Annotated in this window: 15 protein-coding genes; 9 read left to right on the top strand and 6 right to left on the bottom strand. The window is 70.6% G+C overall.

Features of this window, described 5'->3' with window-relative positions; translation table 11 throughout:
• Positions 1-13 precede the first annotated feature (13 nt).
• Positions 14-1,240, bottom strand: a complete 1,227-nt coding sequence (locus tag MKK55_RS00615) for a lytic murein transglycosylase (protein WP_243932770.1) — start codon at positions 1,238-1,240, stop codon at positions 14-16.
• A 163-nt stretch (positions 1,241-1,403) separates the two neighbouring features.
• Between MKK55_RS00615 and MKK55_RS00610 the strand changes: the two genes are divergently transcribed.
• The 7 genes from MKK55_RS00610 (at position 1,404) to MKK55_RS00580 (ending at position 10,185) form a co-directional block, all read left to right on the top strand.
• Positions 1,404-2,840, top strand: a complete 1,437-nt coding sequence (locus tag MKK55_RS00610; protein ID WP_243932768.1) for a carotenoid oxygenase family protein — start codon at positions 1,404-1,406, stop codon at positions 2,838-2,840.
• Positions 2,841-3,207: 367 nt separating this feature from the next.
• Complete coding sequence (gene ugpB, locus MKK55_RS00605; protein ID WP_243932766.1) at positions 3,208-4,551, top strand: sn-glycerol-3-phosphate ABC transporter substrate-binding protein UgpB; 1,344 nt, start codon at positions 3,208-3,210, stop codon at positions 4,549-4,551.
• A gap of 30 nt (positions 4,552-4,581) precedes the next feature.
• Positions 4,582-5,463 carry an ABC transporter permease subunit gene (locus MKK55_RS00600; protein ID WP_243932764.1) on the top strand — a complete coding sequence of 294 codons (882 nt, stop codon included), beginning with the start codon at positions 4,582-4,584 and terminating at the stop codon, positions 5,461-5,463.
• A gap of 11 nt (positions 5,464-5,474) precedes the next feature.
• Entirely contained in the window at positions 5,475-6,296 is an 822-nt protein-coding gene (gene ugpE, locus MKK55_RS00595) for a sn-glycerol-3-phosphate ABC transporter permease UgpE (protein WP_243932763.1), read from the top strand.
• A complete protein-coding gene (locus tag MKK55_RS00590) occupies positions 6,296-7,411 on the top strand; it encodes an ABC transporter ATP-binding protein (protein WP_243932762.1) in 1,116 nt (371 codons plus the stop codon). Before ugpE ends, MKK55_RS00590 begins: the two co-directional genes overlap by 1 nt.
• 26 nt (positions 7,412-7,437) lie before the next feature.
• The gene (locus MKK55_RS00585; RefSeq protein ID WP_243932761.1) at positions 7,438-8,484 is read left to right on the top strand and encodes an alpha/beta hydrolase; all 1,047 of its coding nucleotides are present in this window, start codon (positions 7,438-7,440) and stop codon (positions 8,482-8,484) included.
• A 198-nt stretch (positions 8,485-8,682) separates the two neighbouring features.
• Positions 8,683-10,185, top strand: a complete 1,503-nt coding sequence (locus MKK55_RS00580) for a short-chain fatty acid transporter (protein ID WP_243932760.1) — start codon at positions 8,683-8,685, stop codon at positions 10,183-10,185.
• A 19-nt stretch (positions 10,186-10,204) separates the two neighbouring features.
• On the opposite strand, the gene MKK55_RS00575 is transcribed toward MKK55_RS00580, so the two are convergent.
• From MKK55_RS00575 to MKK55_RS00560, 4 genes are all read right to left on the bottom strand, one after another.
• Positions 10,205-10,984, bottom strand: coding sequence for a DeoR/GlpR family DNA-binding transcription regulator (locus tag MKK55_RS00575; protein WP_243932759.1), 780 nt, complete (start codon positions 10,982-10,984; stop codon positions 10,205-10,207).
• A gap of 155 nt (positions 10,985-11,139) precedes the next feature.
• Positions 11,140-12,147: a 4-hydroxythreonine-4-phosphate dehydrogenase PdxA gene (gene pdxA, locus MKK55_RS00570; protein WP_147726469.1), complete on the bottom strand. Its 1,008-nt coding sequence runs from the start codon at positions 12,145-12,147 to the stop codon at positions 11,140-11,142.
• Entirely contained in the window at positions 12,144-13,430 is a 1,287-nt protein-coding gene (locus tag MKK55_RS00565; RefSeq protein ID WP_243932758.1) for a four-carbon acid sugar kinase family protein, read from the bottom strand. The genes pdxA and MKK55_RS00565 overlap by 4 nt, the downstream gene beginning before the upstream one ends.
• Position 13,431: 1 nt before the next feature.
• Positions 13,432-14,472: a 2-keto-3-deoxygluconate permease gene (locus MKK55_RS00560; protein ID WP_147840807.1), complete on the bottom strand. Its 1,041-nt coding sequence runs from the start codon at positions 14,470-14,472 to the stop codon at positions 13,432-13,434.
• A 406-nt stretch (positions 14,473-14,878) separates the two neighbouring features.
• Between MKK55_RS00560 and MKK55_RS00555 the strand changes: the two genes are divergently transcribed.
• Positions 14,879-15,259: a ComEA family DNA-binding protein gene (locus tag MKK55_RS00555; RefSeq protein ID WP_243932757.1), complete on the top strand. Its 381-nt coding sequence runs from the start codon at positions 14,879-14,881 to the stop codon at positions 15,257-15,259.
• Positions 15,260-15,391: 132 nt separating this feature from the next.
• Here the strand turns inward: MKK55_RS00555 and MKK55_RS00550 are convergent, their stop codons facing one another.
• On the bottom strand, positions 15,392-16,669 hold the full coding sequence (locus MKK55_RS00550) for a cation:proton antiporter (RefSeq protein WP_243932756.1): 1,278 nt from the start codon (positions 16,667-16,669) through the stop codon (positions 15,392-15,394).
• Positions 16,670-16,738: 69 nt separating this feature from the next.
• Between MKK55_RS00550 and MKK55_RS00545 the strand changes: the two genes are divergently transcribed.
• The gene (locus MKK55_RS00545) at positions 16,739-16,990 is read left to right on the top strand and encodes a hypothetical protein (protein WP_243932755.1); all 252 of its coding nucleotides are present in this window, start codon (positions 16,739-16,741) and stop codon (positions 16,988-16,990) included.
• Positions 16,991-17,011 lie beyond the last annotated feature (21 nt).

Genomic DNA, 17,011 nt, shown 5'->3' with positions numbered 1-17,011 from the left:
CCGGTGCCGGACGTCAGGGCGACGTCCGCAGCCGCTCCAGCAGGGCGACGTCGGCATAGCCGTCCGGACGGAGGCCGGTCGAGGCCTGGTAGGCGCGGATCGCGGCCCGCGTCTTCGGACCGATCCGGCCGTCCACGGCGCCGGCCGTGTGGCCGTGCGCGTCCAGGCGGATCTGAAGGTCGCGGCGCTCGGCTTCGGTCAGGACGCGGTCGCCACGGGGCCAGTCGCGGGCGAAAGCGGCCTGCCCGCGAAGGCGGTCCGACAGGTGCGCGACGGTGAGCGCGTAGGACAGCGAGGTGTTGTAGCGCAGGATCACCAAGAAGTTCGGCCGCAGCAGGAAGGCCGGGCCGCCCGCGCCCGCGGGGACGACGAGGGTGGCCTGCGCGACGCCGTCCGCTTTGCGATCGGGGACGGGCGTCGCGCCGAGCGCGTGCCAAGCGTCGAGGCTGCGCGAGGTGGTCTCGTCCGCCAGCGCGTAGTCGAAGCTTTCTCCCAGCACGGCTTCGGTGCCCCAGGGCTCGTTGCCGCGCCAGCCCATGGCGACGAGGTAGTTCGCCGTCGAAGCGAGCGCGTCGGGCACCGACCAAAGGTCGCGCCGGCCGTCGCCGTCGAAATCCACGGCGTGGGCGCGGTAGACGCTCGGCATGAACTGGGTATGCCCCATGGCGCCGGCCCAGGAGCCGGTCAGGCGCGCGGGCGGCACATCCCCTTGCGCGAGGATCCGAAGCGCCTCGATGAGCTCGTCGCGCCAGTAGCCCGGTCGGCCTGGATCGCCGCAGGCCAGCGTCGCGAGCGATTGTACTACCGGACGGACGATCGCGGCGTCGTCGAGGACTTTGCCGTAGCCCGACTCGACGCCCCAGAAGGCTACGAGGGTGAAGCGGTCGACGCCGGTGCGTCGCTCGATCGCCTCGAGGACCGCGGCCCATTCCTCGAGCTTGCGCTGCCCTTTTGCGATGGTCGCCTCGGTGATCGTGGCGTCGAGGTAGGCCCAGATCGGCTTAACGAACTCGGCTTGGCCGCGGGTCGCCGCCAGCACGTCCGGATTGGCCGCCAAGCCGGCGAGCGGCCCGTCCGCCCAGGCCGGCGGCACCCCGCGGGCCTGGGCGTCGGCGGCAATCCTGCCCAGGCAGTCGGCCCAGGGCGATGGTTCCGACGATGGTTCCGAGGATGCCGGGCCGGCCGTCGCCAGGGCTATCGGGAGGGCTGCGGCGCGGAGCAGGCGGGCGAGGCGCATCATCGGTTCTCCGCGTCGGGGCGGCGATCGCATTGCCGGAGGAAGCCTCTCGGCCCTATGTCGGTTCTCGATCCCGCTCAAGGCGTGCGTGCGGTCGCGACCCGGCGCATCCGTCACGGTTCATCACGGCTCTCGTCCCCGCACCGCTCTTGGAACCCCTCGACCGATGCCGAACCGTCTCACGTCGACCGTCCGCGCCGCCGCCGAGGGTCTCGTCGCGCTGGTGGCAGCCGGCAACCGGCTGCGCCTGCCGGGGACGGCGCACCCCTTCGTGGTCGGCGTCCACGCGCCGATGCGCGCGGAGCTGACGCTGCGGGACCTGCCCGTGACCGGGAAGATCCCGTCGGGGCTCGACGGGCGCTACCTCAAGATGGGCGCCAACCCGGCCCGCCCGACGACGCGCGGCCACGATTGGTTCCTGGGCGACGGCATGGTGCACGGCCTCCGCGTCGCGGGCGGCAAGGCCCTGTGGTACCGCAACCGCTGGATCGGCTCGCGGGCGGCCTCGGCGGCGCTCGGCCGGCCCGCCGCCCCCGGACCGCGCCGGGGCGACGACACCGTCAACACCAACGTCGTCGAGATCGGCGGCCGCGCCTTCGCCCTGGTCGAGGCCGGCAGCTATCCGGTCGCGCTGTCCGAGGATCTGGAGACGCAGCTTTACGATCCGTTCGAGGGGACGCTCGGCGGCTCCTTCACCGGGCATCCGCACCGCGACCCCGAGACCGGCGAGACGCATGCCATCGCCTACGACGGACGGATCTGGGACAGCGTGCGCCACGTCGTCGTCTCGCCCGCCGGCCGCGTCGTGCGCGACGTCTCGATCCCGGTCGAGCACGGCCCCTGCATCCACGATTGCGCGATCACGGCGCGCTTCGCGGTGGTGCTGGACCTGCCCCTTACCTTCTCGATGCGGGCGGTGCTGGCCGGCCACCGCTTCCCGTTCCGCTGGAACCCTGCCCACCGCGCGCGCCTCGGCCTGCTCCCCCGGCACGGGACGGCCGCCGACATCACATGGTGCGCCCTCGATCCATGCTTCGTGTTCCACGTCGCCAACGCCTACGACGACGCGGACGGGCGGGTGGTCCTCGACGTCGTCGCCTACGCGAGCGTGTTCGCCTCGGCAGGCGGCGGCCTCGACAGGCCGGGCCGGCTGGAGCGCTGGACCGTCGACCCCGCGACGGGGCGGGTCGACCGGCGGGTGGTTGATCCGGCGGCGCAGGAGTTTCCGCGGATCGACGAGCGCCGCTTCGGGCGACCCCACCGCTACGTCTACGCGGTCTCGGTCCCCGCCGACGGCAACACGCAGCTCGAAGGCGCGACGCAGATCTACAAGCACGATCTGGCGCGCGGGGCGCGGCGCGTGCACGAATTCGGTGCCGGCCGCGTCCCGGGGGAGTTCGTCTTCGTGCCGGCGCGGCCGGAGGCCGGCGAGGACGAGGGATGGCTGATCGGGCTCGTCGTCGACACGGAGCGCGACACGACCGACTTCGTCGTCCTCGATGTGCGCGCGTTCGAGGCGCCGCCCGTCGCCACGATCCACCTCGGGCACCGGATCCCGCCGGGCTTCCACGGCAACTGGTTTCCCGCGCGCGATCCGGCGTGAACGTTCGCTGAGGTTGACCCCGATCACCGCGTGGATGCCCGAGGGCGTGATCGCGCTCCAGCCGCACATACAGCGGCGAAAGCCATCGAACGCCGTAAGCGAGTGCTGCGATGCGAGCCGAGCCGACGTCGCCTCCGGCGGGGCGGCGAAGCCGGCAAAACGCTCCAAGAGGAGCGCGGAGCGGGGATGGCTCCTCCGACGCCTGAAGCCAAATCGCGGGACCGCACGGCGTGGCGCTTTATTCCGCTGGTCGGTCCGTGCATGATGAAGGCATGAGCGTCGCGCCGTCCGATGCGGGTGCCGCGGGATCGCATCTCAAGCCCGAGGACAACGGGCAGGGCGGTTCCGCCGACGGGGAGGGTTTCGGATGGATCGTCGCGTCCTGTTGGCCGGCGTCGGCGGTCTTGCCGCGTGGGCTGCGCTTCGCCCGTCGGCCTCCGTCTCCGCCGGCGACAGGACGCGCATCGTGCTCTGGCATGCGATGTCGGGCGCGAACGGCGAGGAGGTCGAGCGGCTGACGCGCGACTTCAACGCGAGCCAGCCCGATGTCACCCTCGAGGCGGTGTTCAAGGGCACCTATCCCGAGACGTTGACGGCGGCGATCGCCGCCTACCGCGCCGGCAAGGCGCCGCACGTCGTCCAGATCTTCGAGGTCGGCACGGGCACGATGCTGCAGGCGGGTCCCGCCATCAAGCCGGCCTGGAAGCTCGCGGAGGAGACCGGGCTCGCACTCGATCCCAAGGCCTACATCCCAGGCGTGCGGGGATACTACAGCTTGGCCGACGGCAAGCTCGCCTCGATGCCCTTCAACTCCTCGACGGCGGTCATGTGGTACAACCGCGACGCCTTCGAGAAGGCGGGGCTCGACCCGGACGCGCCGCCGGCCACCTACGACGACTTCGCCAAGGCGGCCCGCACCCTCGCCTCCAAGGCGGCCACGCCCATCGCCAGCACCTCCGCCTGGATGACCTGGATCCAGTTCGAGGAATACGCCGCGATCCAGAACCTCGCCTACGCCACCGAGAACGACGGCTACGACGGCCTCGGCGCGGAACTGCTCATCAACACCAAGCCGTTCGTCGACCAGCTCCAGCGCTTCCTGGACCTGTCGAAGGACGGCGCCTTCAAGTGCGCCGGCCGCGACGGCGCGCCCGATGCGGTCTTCTATTCCGGGCAGGCCGCGATCGGCTTCGGCTCGTCCTCGGGCCGTGCCGACATCGTCAAGAACGCCAAGTTCCGTTACGCCGAGGCCTTCCTGCCGACCGAGCCGGCGCTGAATCCGCGCCCGAACAACTCCATCATCGGCGGCGCCAGCCTGTGGGCGATGACGGCGCCGAAGCGCAGCGAGGCCGAATACAAGGGCGTCGCGGCCTTCTACGCCTTCATCGCGAAGCCCGAGCAGGTTGCCCTCTACGCCCAGAACACCGGCTACGTTCCGGTGACGCTCGCGGGCTACGCGGCCACGAAGCAGGCGGGCTACTTCGACAAAAATCCCGGCACCGACGTGCCGGCGCGGCAGCTCTCCCGCGGGGAGCTGACCCCGAACTCGCGCGGCCTGCGCCTCGGCCGCCTGCCGGAGATCCGCGCGATCCTCTACGAGGAGATCGAGAAGGCGCTCCAGGGCCAGCAGACGGCGCAATCGGCGATGGACGCCGCCGCCGCGCGCGGGAACCGCGTCCTGCGCGACTTCCAGAAATCCGCGCGCGGCTGACGCGGCGGACCGGCGGAAGGCACGCGTGGGATGGAACGACGGACGCTGTTCCCGGGCCGGGTGCTCCCGGCGCTGCTGATCCTGCCGCAACTGGTGCTGACCGGCGTCTTCTTCCTGTGGCCGGCCATCCAGGCGATTAAATCGAGCCTGGAGCGCGAGGACGCCTTCGGCACCAGCACGGAATTCATCGGTCTCGACAACTTCGCCGACCTGTTCGGCGATCCGCTCTACCTCGCCGCGATCGGGCGGACGCTGGTGTTCTGCGCCTGCGTGACCGGGATCGCGATGGGCGTGGCGCTCGGGCTCGCGGTCTTGGCCGATACCGAGATCCGGGGGCGCGCCTTCTACCGCACGATGCTGATCTGGCCCTACGCGGTGGCGCCGGCCATGGCGGCCGTGCTGTGGGTGCTGATGTTCCACCCGCAGATCGGTCTCGTCGGGGCGTGGCTGAACCGGATCGGGATCGCCTGGGACTACAAGCTCGACGGCACGCAGGCCATGGGGCTCGTAATCCTAGCCGCCGCGTGGAAGCAGGTCAGCTACAACTTCATCTTCTTCCTGGCGGGCCTCCAGGCCATCCCGAAGACGATCATCGAGGCGGCCCGCATCGACGGCGCCCGCGGCGTCCGCCTGTTCCGCACCATCGTCCTGCCGCTGCTGATGCCGACGGTCTACTTCCTGCTCGTGGTCGACCTCGTCTACGCGGCCTTCGACACCTTCGCGACCGTCTACGCGGTGAACGGCGGAGGGCCCGGCCAGTCGACCCAGACGCTCGTCCTCAAGGTGTACCTCGACGGCGTCGTCAACGCGAACATCGGCTCGTCCTCCGCGCAATCCGTGGTGCTGATGGCCGGCGTCATCGTCCTCTGCGCCCTGCAGTTCCGGTTCCTCGGGCGAAAGGCTGCCACCTGATGCACCGGAGGATGCCCCCTCTGATCCCGCATGCCGTCCTGATCCTGGCGATCCTGCTCTTCGCCCTGCCGATCTGGATCGCCGTCGCGGGCTCGACCCAGGATTCGGCTGCGATCGCCCGCGGCGAGGTCTCGCTCGTCCCGCGCCTCTCAGGCCTCGGCGTCTACCGCGACGTGCTGGTGAACGGCTCGGCGGGGGCCGGGCCGGTCTGGCGTTCGCTGCTCGTCTCGGCCGCGATGGCGCTGGCGATCGCGTTCGGAAAGATCGCCCTGTCGCTGCCCTCGGCCTATGCGGTCACCTTCTTCCGCTTTCCCTTCCGCATGACCGCCTTCTGGCTGATCTTCCTGACGCTGATGCTGCCGGTCGAGGTGCGGCTGATCCCGACCTTCCAGGTCATGGCCTCCCTCGACCTCATCAACAGCTTCACGGGGCTGACGATCCCCCTCGTCGCCTCCGCCACGGCGACGCTGCTGTTCCGGCAGACGTTCCTCGCGGTTCCGGACGAGCTCGTGGAGGCGGCGCGCATGGACGGGGCCGGGCCCCTGCGCTTCCTGCGGGACATCCTGATCCCGGTCTCGGGCGCCAACATCGCGGCCTTGTTCGTCATCCTGTTCGTCTACGGGTGGAACCAGTACCTGTGGCCGCTCCTGGTCGCGACCGATCCGAAGCTCGACACGGTGGTCATCAGCATCGTCAAGATGGTCGGCGTCGACACCGCCACCGAATGGAACAAGGTCATGGCGACGGCGGTGCTGGCGCTGGTCCCGCCGGTCGCGGTGGTGCTCCTCATGCAGCGCTGGTTCGTGAAGGGCCTGACGGAGGGCGACAAGTGATGGCCGGCCTGAAACTCGACGGCTTGCGCAAGCGCTTCGGCAACAACGAGATCCTGAAGGGCGTCGACCTCGCCCTGGCGGACGGCGAGATGCTGGTCATCGTCGGCGCGTCGGGCTGCGGGAAATCCACCCTCCTGCGCATCGTGGCGGGGCTCGAGACGCCGACCGCCGGGCGCGTCCTGATCGACGGGCGCGACGCCACCGACCTCGACCCGTCGGCGCGCGACATCGCTATGGTGTTCCAGAACTACGCCCTGTATCCGCACATGAGCGTGTTCGAGAACATGGCCTACGCGCTGAAGATCCGCGGCCTTCCCCGCTCCGAGATCCGGGCTAAGGTCGATGCCGCCTCGGCCCTCCTGGGCCTGGAGGCGCTGCTCGAGCGCAAGCCGCGCCAGCTGTCCGGCGGCCAGCGCCAGCGGGTCGCCATGGGGCGCGCCATCGTCCGCGACCCGAAGCTGTTCCTGTTCGACGAGCCGCTGTCGAACCTCGACGCGAAGCTCAGGGTGCAGATGCGCGGCGAGATCCGCCGCCTCCAGCGCCGGCTGAAGGTGACGAGCCTCTACGTTACGCACGATCAGGTCGAGGCGATGACGCTCGGGGACCGGCTGCTCGTGATGCACCAGGGCGTGCCGGTGCAGCTGGCGACGCCGACGGAGGTGTTCGAGCGCCCGGCCGACACCTACGTCGCGGGCTTCATCGGCTCGCCGGCGATGAACCTGCTTCCCGGCACCCTCGGTCGCGACGGGACGTCGGTACGCGTGGCGGACGCGGACGTCGCGCTCGGGCCCTGGCGGTTCGACCGGCCCGACGGCCACCGGGTGGTCCTGGGCATCCGGCCGGAGCATGTCGCGCTCGACGCATCGGGCATGACCTGGCCGGTCGAGGTCGTGGAGCTGCTCGGGTCCGAGATGCTGGTGCATGCCGGACGCCCGGGCGGGGCGTCGCTGACCCTCAAGATCGCCAACGGCGCGCCCGTGGGCGACGCCATCCGGGTGTCGTTTCCCGCAGCCCACATCCACGTCTTCGACGAGGCGACCGGCTTGCGGATCGAGCCGGCCCTCGCATCCTCGCGCGCGACGGAAGCCGGCTCGCGTGCAGATGCGAGGGCCTGACCCTGTTCCATCGGAGGACGCACCGCATGCGCATCGTGACCGCCATCCTCCTCGCCTGCCTCGCGGGCCCGTCCGCGGCGTGGGCGCAGGCCGCGCCGCCCTCGCCCCGCGAGGTGCCGGCCAAGACGATTCCTGTACCGGGCACCGTGAGCCCGGCCCTGCAGGCGATCATCGCGCAGCCGCTGCGGACGAACTGGGACAAGCCGCCGACGACGCCGGACGGCTGGAAGCAGCTCTCGGACGGCTTCGCGACGCTTGCCGCCCCGCAGATCGGGCCGATGTCCGAGCGCCTGCGGGTGACCGTGTCGCCGACCACGATCGAGGGCGTGCGGGCGTACACGATCACCCCGACCGACATCCCCGCCGCGAACCTGGAGCGGATCGCGATCCACGTCCACGGCGGCTGCTACGTCCTCAACCCCCGCGAGGCCGCCCTGCCGGAGGCCATGCTGCTGGCCGGCTTCGGCCGGATGAAAGTGATCACGGTCGACTACCGGATGCCGCCGGAGGCGTTCTTCCCGGCGGCGCTCGACGACGGCATGACGGTCTACAAGGCCGTGCTTCGGACCACCGCCCCCGGCCGGATCGCGGTCTTCGGAAGCTCGGCCGGCGGCGCGTTGACCCTCGCGATGATGCTGCAGGCGAAGGCGGAAGGCCTGCCGCTGCCCGGGGCCATCGCACCCGGCACGCCGATGTCGGACGCGACGCAACGCGGCGACTCGTTCCAGACCAACGCGAGGGTGGACAACGTGCTGGTCTCGCCGGCCGGATTCTGCGACGCGGCCACGAAATTCTACGCCGCGGGGCACGATCTCTCCGATCCCCGGCTTTCGCCGATCAACGGAGACGTGCGCGGATTCCCGCCGACGATCCTGACGACGGGCACGCGCGACCTCCTCCTCTCGAACACCGTCCGGATGCACCGCAAGCTTCGGCAGGCCGGGGTCGAGGCCGCGCTTCAGGTCTTCGAGGGGCAGTCGCACGCGCAGTTCTACCGGGACGATCGCGTGCCGGAGGTGAAGGAGGCGTTCGAAGAGATCGCGTCCTTCTTCGACCGGCATCTGGCGCGCTGAACGAGGGGCCGCCCCGTCGCCCGCGACAGGCCGCGGGCGACGTGGCCTGCGGGGATGCGGCGGCCAGCAGACGAACCGGCCGCCTCCACGATCGCGGCCGCCTGTCACGATCTTGATCGGGGCACGCCTTCGAGGTCGAGCGAGGGCGTGTCATCCATGCGGCTCCGGCCGCGAAGAGCCGAAGCCCAGAGGACATCCATGGCGATCGCGCCCGTTGATCCGGCCCCGTCCAAGCCCCGGCCCTCCCAGGCCGTGCCGGCCAAGCCCGCGCCGGCAACGGATCCCGGAACCGTGCCGGCGGCCGGGACGCTCGAGCGCCTCGGCATCCGCTTCACCGCCTGGGCGGAGCGCTGGTTTCCGGACGCCTTCATCTTCGTCGCCATCGCGGTGGTCGTCGTCGCCATCGGCGTCCTGGCCAACGGCGCGCCGGCGGCGTCCGTCGCCAAGAGCTTCGGGGACGGGTTCTGGAGCCTGATCCCCTTCACCATGCAGATGGCCTTCGTCACCATCGGCGGCTACGTCGTGGCCGTTTCGCCGCCGGTGCGGGCGCTGATCGAGCGCATGGCGCAGGTGCCCCGGACCGGGCGCGGGGCGGTCGGCTTCGTGGCGGGCGCGACGATGCTCTCGTCGTTCCTCAGCTGGGGCCTCAGCCTGATCTTCGGCGGGCTGCTGGTCCGGGCGCTCGCCCGGCGGACGGACCTCCGGATGGATTACCGGGCCGCGGGCGCGGCGGCCTATCTCGGGCTCGGCGCGACCTGGGCGCTCGGTCTCAGCTCCTCGGCAGCACAGCTCCAGGCCAACCCGGCGAGCCTGACTAAGAGCCTGCTCGCGATCTCCGGCGTGATCCCGTTCAGCGAGACCATCTTCCTGTGGCAGTCGATGCTGATCGCGGCGATCCTGTTCGTCGTCTCGGTGGCGATCGCCTACGCCTCGGCGCCGCGCGGGGCGACGGCCGTCACCGCCGAGACCCTGGGCGTCGACGTGAGCCGCGAATCGACCGACATCCCGCCGCCGCGCCAGCCCGGGGAGTGGCTGGAGCATTCGCCGCTCCTGACGATCCTCCTCGTGGTGATCGCCGGCGGCTGGATCGTGCAGGAATTCGCCCGTCAGTCGTGGATCGTCGCGATCTCGAACCTTAACACCTACAACCTGCTGTTCCTCACCCTGGGCCTGCTGCTGCACTGGCGGCCGAAGCGCTTCCTCGTGGCCGTCTCGAAGTCGGTGCCGGCGATCGCGGGCATCCTGATCCAGTATCCGCTCTACGCGGCGATCAGCGGGATGCTGACCCTGCCGAAGAACGCGGCCGGCGCCTCGGCGTCCGATGCGATCACCCATGCCTTCGTCAACCTCAACACCGCCGGCACCTTCCCGCTGACGATGGGCGTCTACTCGGCGATCCTCGGCTTCTTCGTGCCCTCGGGCGGCGGCAAGTGGCTGCTCGAGGCGCCCTACGTGCTCCAGGCAGCCAACGAGCTGAAGGTCCACCTCGGCTGGGCGGTGATGATCTACAACGCCGCCGAGGCGCTGCCGAACCTGATCAACCCGTTCTGGATGCTGCCGCTGGTCGGCATCATCGGCCTGAAGGCCCGGGACATCGTCGGCTTCAGCTTCCTCCAGCTCATCGTGCACCTGCCGCTGGTGCTGTTCCTGCTCTGGGCCCTGGCCTTCACGTTGACCTACCATCCGCCCGTCATGCCGTGAGGGCGAGGCGGCGGGAGGGTCAGATCTTGCGCGATGCGCCTTGGCCGACGAGGACGGCGGCGCCGGCATCCGCGAAACGCTGCATCTGATCCTTCGGCGCGTCCGAATTCGTGACCAGCGTCCAGCGTTGCGGCAGAGCCGCCCAGGCGTTCTGCTCGGCCCGGCCGAGCTTGCTCGCGTCGGCGAGCACGATCACCCCGTTCGCCTGGCGCATCATCAGGGATTTGAGCGCCACCTGATCGAGGCTCGCCTCGCAGAGGCCGCGCCCCGCCACCACCCCGTCGGCGCTGAGGACGACGTGATCCGCGGTCATGAGGCGAAGCGCCTCGACGGCGAGGGGGCCGACCGTGCTCATGCTGGTGGCCCGCAAGGCGCCTCCCAGGACCACGAGCTCGATCCCCGGCGCCTCGGCGAGGGCGGGGAGCAGGGCGAGGTTGTTGGTGACGATGCGCAGGCGGCGCTTGGCGAGGAGCTGCCCGAATGCGGCGACCGTGGAGCCGGCATCGAGGATCAGCGTGTCGCCGTCCTCGACCAGCGTGATCGCCTTGCGGGCGATGGCGAGCTTCTCGGGCCCGTTCACGGCCATCCGCTCGGCCAAGGTCGTCTCGACCGGGTGGCCGGCGAGGATCGCGCCGCCGTAGGTCCGGCGGACGGCCCGGGTGGCGGAGAGGACCTGGAGGTCGCGCCGGACCGTGGAGGCGGAGACGTCCAGGCGGGCGGCGACGTCGTCGACGTCGATCTCGCCGAGCTTCAGCGCCTCCAGCAGCAGCGCCTGACGCGCCTTGCTCCGCATCGACATGAGGACGACGACCCTACCGAGATGATCCGGTGCGCCCGATCCGACCCGGACGATCCCTTCGGGACGGCGGATCCGGGCGCGGCACGGGCTCGCCCGATCCGCCCTCCGCTCCGATCGAGGGGAGGGCGCATCATGCCGGAGGTCGGGCCGGCTGGCTATGCGGAAGCCGGTGCCGCCTTCGGCGCGAGGTCGACCGCCTGTCGCAGGGCCTCCATCAGGCTGCGCTCGTCGGCGACGCCCTTGCCGGCGATGTCGAAGGCGGTCCCGTGGTCGACCGAGGTGCGGATCACGGGAAGGCCCACGGTGATGTTCACGCCGGCCTCGAGACCCAGCACCTTGATCGGGCCGTGACCCTGATCGTGGTACATCGCGACGACCATGTCGTAGTCGCCGCGTCCGGCGAGGAAGAACAGCGTGTCGGCCGGCAGCGGGCCGCGCACGTCCCACCCCCGGGCCCGACAGGCCTCGACCGCCGGCGTGATCTTCTCCGCCTCCTCGCCGTGGCCGAACAGCCCGTTCTCGCCCGCGTGCGGGTTGATCGCGCAGACGCCGATCTTCGGGTTCGCGATGCCGGCCTTCACCAGCACCGCGTGCCCCCGCGCGATCACGCGCTCGACCAAGCCGGGCTCGATCTTCGCGATCGCGTCGACGAGGCCGATATGGGTCGTGACGTGGATCACCCGGAGCTTGGGCGAGACCAGCATCATCGAGACCTCCGGCGTGCCGGTCAGGTGGGCCAGCATCTCGGTATGACCGGGGAACTTGTGGCCGGCGGCATGAAGCGCCTCCTTGGACAGGGGCGCGGTGCAGATCCCGCCGGCCTCGCCCGCCTGCACCAGCTCGACGGCCTTGGCGATGAAGCGGTAGGCCGCCTCGCCGCCGACCGGCGACACCTGCCCGAACGGCAGGTCGGCGGGGACGACCTTGAGGTCGATGCATTGCACCGCCCCCGTGTCGAAGTCGGCCTCGCCGACATCGGCCAGGGCATCGACCGGTACCCGCGATCCGACGATCTCGCCCGCCTGCCGCAGGCGCCCGGCATCGCCGACGACCAGCGGACGGCACAGGGCCTGGACCTCGGCATGGGCAAGCGCCTTCATGATGATCTCGGGGCCGATGCCGGCCGGGTCACCCATGGTGATGGCGATGGTCGGACGTGTCATGAGAAGCTTCCTTCGATGCGGACCGCACGCAAGCGCTCGCGGATGCGGATGAGGCTGTCGGCGTCGCCGAAGGCGCCCGCCTTCGTCGCGACGGGGATGGCGAGGCGGCCGAGCGTGAGGCCGAGGGACACGCCGGGCTCGATCTCATCGACGAGGCGGATCCCGTCGACGCCGAAGCGCGAGAGGAGGGCGGAGGCGGTCTCGCCCCCGGTGGCCGCGAACGCGCCGATCGCGGCGCCCAACGGCGCGAGCGCGTCGGCGAGGGCATGCACGAGGCGAGGGCCGAGCGCCATGTCGGGAACGCCCGCCATCGCGATCTCGACCAGGACGTCGTGCCCGGCGGCGATCGCGATCGCGACGCGCGCGACCGCAGCGGCCAAGTCGCCCGGATCGCCGAGAAGGGTCTCGGACGAGACGGGCAGGTGGACGACGCCGTCGAGCGCCGCGAGCTTGCGGGTGGCCGCGCGGGAGGCCGTCGCGAGCGATCCCACCACGATCAAGCTGCCGCCCCGGCGCGACGCGATCCGCAACGGCGCGAGCGCCGGCCTCGCCTCGACCGCTGCGAGGGCGTGGGCAAGGCCGGCGCTGCCGACGAAGAACGGCGCCAGCCCGCCCGACGGGCCCGCGGCGGCGATGCGCAGGCCCGCGGCGGCGATGCGATCGAGATCCGCCTGGGTCTCGGCATCGCAGACGGCGACGACGTCGCCCGTGGCGGCGACCTGCCCGAGCGCCGACGCGAAGCCCGGGCCGCGCACCGTGGCCAGCGGCACGGCCATCGTCCGGATCCCGGCCGTGCCCAGCACGAAAGCTAGGTCGGCGTTGGCGTAGCTGTGGTCCCGAGCCCAGACCTCGGCCTCCTCGAGGGGGCGCCCGTCGACCTGGACGCGCCCGCCGACGGTCGTCCGCCCAGTGGCCGGAAAGGCCGGGGCGCAGATCCCGAACACGGTTCCGGCGAAGCCGGCCTCGGCGCGGCCCTTCAGGTGACGGAGCGCGGCGGCGGTCTCTGCGGCGGGCTGGCCGCGCAGGGTCGAGTCGATCTTCTTGAAGAGGATCCGGTCCGGATCGTGGAGGCGCCTCAGGCATTGGGCGTGCCGCTGCGCGGCAGCCGCGGCGGAGAGGCCCCGGCTGTCGGCATCGTAGGACAGCACCGGGAGATCCGCCGACCCGCATCCCGTCGCGGTTCCCCACGTCACCGCCGCCGCTCGGCCGCGACGACCGAAGGCGATGGCGCAATCGGCGGCGCCGGTCAGGTCGTCGGCGAGGATAAGCCAGCGCTCGGCCATGTCAGCGCCCGGCGACGACGCGGTCCGGCTCGGCCGTGCGGCCGGCAGGCGCGCTCCCCGTGACCTCCACGATTTCGCCGTCGGCCCCCACGGGATCGCCGAACCGCCGCGCGGCCCAGGCTGTCGCCACGGGGACGAGGATGGCCGTGACGACGACGCAGGCGGCCACCAGGATCGTCGCCGGACCTGCGGCGTCGGCATAGGCCGGGTTGGCCGAGGCCACGATCGCGGGCACCGCCGCGGCGTTGCCGGCCGTCGAGGCGGCGGCGATCCCCGCGACCCCGGTCCCGCCGGTGAGCCGGTCCGCGAAGAAGAGCGGGATGCCCGTCACGACCACCACGGCGACGCCCATGGCGAGGCCGAGGAGGCCCGCCTGCCAGACCTTGGTGAGGTCGAGCCCCGCACCGAGCGCGAAGGCGAAGAACGGGATCATCACCGGGATGGCGCGGCCGAGGAAGGCGCGCATCTCGCGGTCGAGGTTGCCGATGATCATGCCGACGAGGAGCGGCAGGATGGCGCCGACCAGCGTCTGCCAGGGAAAGGCCGAGAGTCCCGCGACCCCGAGCGTGACCATGGTGAGGAACGGCCCGCTCTCCAGCGACATGACCGTGTAGGCGCCCACGTCGCGCGGGCGGCCGTACTGGCCCATCAGCGCCATGTAGAGGCCGCCGTTCGTGTCGTTCATCGCGGCGACCACGGCCAGGGTGGACAGGCCCGCGAACATGCCGGCGGCGACCGGCGCCTCGCCCAGGACGCGTCCGAAGACTAGGCCCAGAAGCACGGCGATGCCGACCTTCACGAGCAGCAGGGTGCCGCCCTTCCTGGCGATGTACGGCGTCGCGCGGAAATCGATGCTCGCCCCCATGCACACATAGAAGACGGCCAGGATCGTCAGCGCCCCTGAGAACAGGGCGCCCGTGAACGAGCCGAAAAGCTTCGGCGTGCCGGGGAAGAAGGTGGCGATGAGCGCCCCGGCGAGCAACGGAACCACCATCATGCCGCCGGGCACGGCTTCGATCGCCCGCTTGATCGGGATCTGCATCTCGGGATCCTCCCTGCGCATTTTGCGCAGATTTTTTCATTCTTGCGCCGATCAAACCCACAGCGAGGTCATGCGGCGCATTCATTCTGCACTGTTTGCGCAGTTTGTCTACAAAGTCGTTCAAACCGCGCGATCCTAAACGTTCGACCAGCACGACAGATGCCGCATGGGGCGCCGTGTCGATCGTAGACAGGTGACGCGCACGCGGCGCGAAGACGTTGCGTGGGGCGAGGCGGTTGTGACTGGTCCAAGGGCCACGCGCGATGCGGTGCTCGGCCGAGGGCGGCCTCTCCGACCCGTCGCTCGGACAAGCCTTTCAAGGCCGTCGGTCAGGTCCCCGCCTGCTGGCGCCGGCATCCGCCCGGCGTCGTGCCGACCCGGCGGACCAACGCACGCCGATGTGGCCATGGACATCTCCCGTCCCGGCGCGAGCAGCCAGCCCGTGAAGCATGGGGACGTGATGCAGATCCTGCCGGTGGTTTCGGCCGATTCGAACGGCCTATCTCGATTCCTCGGGATCGGGACCGGTGCGTCACCCGAGCCTGAAACCCATGGCTCCCCTTCCGGCTTTCCCCATTCCACAGAAAGGCGTGAGATGATCGACCTGAACACCGCAACCGCCGAGGAACTCGACACCGTAGCGGCGTTGAGGGGCCACGGCTTCGAGATCGTGCGGTACCGCGAGGAGCGTGGCCGTTTCACCAGTCTGCGTCAGCTCGACGAGGTGCCAGGTCTCAGTGGCAAGACGGGTGGCGTCGAGCGCAACGTCGATGTCGGCAAGACCTAGAGCATTCTCGAGCGCGGTGGAGCGCGGCTCGCGTCAAGAAAATGCGAATCCACAACAAGATAGAGAATTTTGCGTGATCCAGGGATCACGCAAAATTCTCTAGCGTCCGGAACCCTCGCTGGCACCCGCGTCTCAGGGGTGGGACAGGGTCAGGTCGAGCTGCGCGCTTTCCGTATCTCGTCCCATCCGCCGATCCAGCGCTCGCAGGACCGGCGTGACCGAGACCCCATGCATGAGGATGGAGATCAGCACGGTCAGGCTGGCCGTGGCCCAGAGAAGGTCCGCCTGTGCGAACGTCGCGTGGCCCATGGCGAAGGACAGGTAGTAGACCGTCCCGAGGCCGCGGATGCCGAAGAAGCTGACCACCGCACGATCCTCGCGGGATCGACCGCTTCCGAGAAGACCGAGCCAGCACGCGAGGGGTCGAACGACCAGTATCGCGATCAAGGCGAAGGCGGCGGCTGTCCATGTGAGGGCCTGGAGCAGCCCTCCGGCGGCCAGCATGGCTCCGAAGCCCACGAGAAGCACCATCATCAGCAGGCGTTCGAGCTCCTCGGCATAGCTGTGCATCTTGCGGTGATAGTCATGCCCGTGGCTGGAGGCGCGCAGGGCCAGGCCCGCCGCGAAGACGCCCACGAAGCCGTAACCGTCGACGGCCTGGACGCAGCCATAGGCGATGCAGGTCACCCCGAGGGCGACGAAGCCGTCGCCGGTCCGGGACAGCTTCGAGACGTTGGGCAGATGGAAGGTCAACCATCCCAAGGCCCGCCCGATCAGCGCGCCGAGGACGGCGCCGACGAGGATCTTCCAAAGGACGTCGACCGCGAACCAGTGTGACCAGGGTACGCCGGCAAAGCCACTCGTCCCCGCAAGGGCGATGGCGAGGTTCACGAAGGGGAAGGCGAGCCCGTCGTTGAGGCCGGCCTCGGAGGTCAGGGCGAAGCGGGGCTCGTCCTCGTTGTCCTCGGCAGGCTCTCCGACTTGGACGTCGGAAGCGAGCACCGGGTCGGTGGGTGCCAGCGCCGAGGCGAGAAGCAGGGCTCCCGCAGCGCCCAACCCGAGCAGGGCCGACCCAAGGAGGGTCAGGGCCAGGATGGTGAGCGGCATGCCGATGCCGAGCAGGCGCCAAGTCATCGACCAGCGCTTCCAGCCGATGAAACGGTCGATCTTCAGACCAGCTCCCATCAGCGAGATGACGACTACCGCCTCGGTCGCGTGCTCGACGAGCGTGGGGTGCGTGCCGGGATGCGGGGTGAGCTCGCCGATGGCAGGGACGAGCGACAGGGCGGCACCGATGCCGACGCAGCAGATCGGCAAGGACAGGGGCAGGACCCGGAGCACCACCGGCAGCCATGCCGTCAGAAGCACCAGGACACCGAACCCGGCGACGACGATGACATAGGTTTCCATCTCAGGGCGAACCGTCCCCGAGGAAACGCCCCGGCGGCGATCGGGCAGATCGTCGGCGATGTCGGGCACGTGGTCGACGCCGCGGGCGGTGTCGTCGGCTCCGCCACCGGGATCCTCGGCGGCCTCGATGGTCTCGGTGCCGGTCGCGATCCCTCCGGCACCGAGACCATCGAGGCCGCCGAGGCCCCCGGTGGCGCCGGGTGCGCGGCCGGCACGCCCGCCGTCGTCGTCGGGACCGGCGCCACGTCGTTCGGCGCCGGCAGGACCGGCGGCGCCGGCACGAGCGACACCGGTGCGCTCTTCGGCCGCCGTATGGGATGAGGACACCGGCGTACACCAGTC

The sequence above is a fragment of the Methylobacterium sp. J-059 genome (genome assembly GCF_022829485.1).
Lineage (GTDB): Bacteria > Pseudomonadota > Alphaproteobacteria > Rhizobiales > Beijerinckiaceae > Methylobacterium.
Note: the sequence above shows the minus strand (reverse complement) of the source record. Positions and strands in the feature narration are given on the sequence as shown.